Genomic DNA, 671 nt, shown 5'->3' with positions numbered 1-671 from the left:
GCAAAGTCATTTTCTAAGTAAATTTCTGCAGCACGATAAAGTGAGTTCGACGCTTTAGCCAAGTCCGCAGTAGAATTCGATATCTCGACTAGTTTTTCTGCAGCAGGAATTGGCTCTTCATTCTCCAAGTAAGCATAGACGAGCTTATCTGAGGCATCCTCATACAACTCACTATCAGGAAAACGCTCTTGGAAAACGTTTAAGGTGGCGATGGACTGCGGCCAATTTTGTATTTGTAGAAACTGTGTCGACGCATCAAAAAGTGCCGTAGGAGCAATACTCGAATCCGGCACTAGGTCGACGACTCTCAAATAAAGTTCGGCACTTTTCCCAATCGCACTTTCTTTCTCTGCTTGCTTGTAAACAGACGCAGCTAAGCGCTCGCTTAAGACCTCTACATCAGACTTCTTATTATAAGTAACAAGTTTTTGATAGGCTTTTTCTGCAAGAGAATAGTTTTCTAGCTCGAAATGACTATGAGCGTTAACCAACCAACTAGAATACAATATCGCAGCAGGTGCCGATCTGGACTGTACAACTCGGGAAGAAACTTCTACTGCATTGATATAGTCTAGTTCGAGATAATATTCATTTGCTAGGTCGTTCAACAATCCTGCCGTCTGATTAGCCATAGGAAAATGCGCAGCAAAACGCTCAATCGCTTCTCTGCG

General features: G+C 42.9%; 1 protein-coding gene. It reads right to left on the bottom strand.

Translation table 11 applies throughout. The features are described from left to right. On the bottom strand, positions 1-671 hold a 671-nt coding region (locus A3729_RS25245), incomplete at both ends, for a tol-pal system YbgF family protein (RefSeq protein WP_156498129.1).

It is taken from the genome of Oleiphilus sp. HI0043 (assembly GCF_001634935.1).
This window is presented reverse-complemented; position numbering and strand designations above follow the sequence as displayed.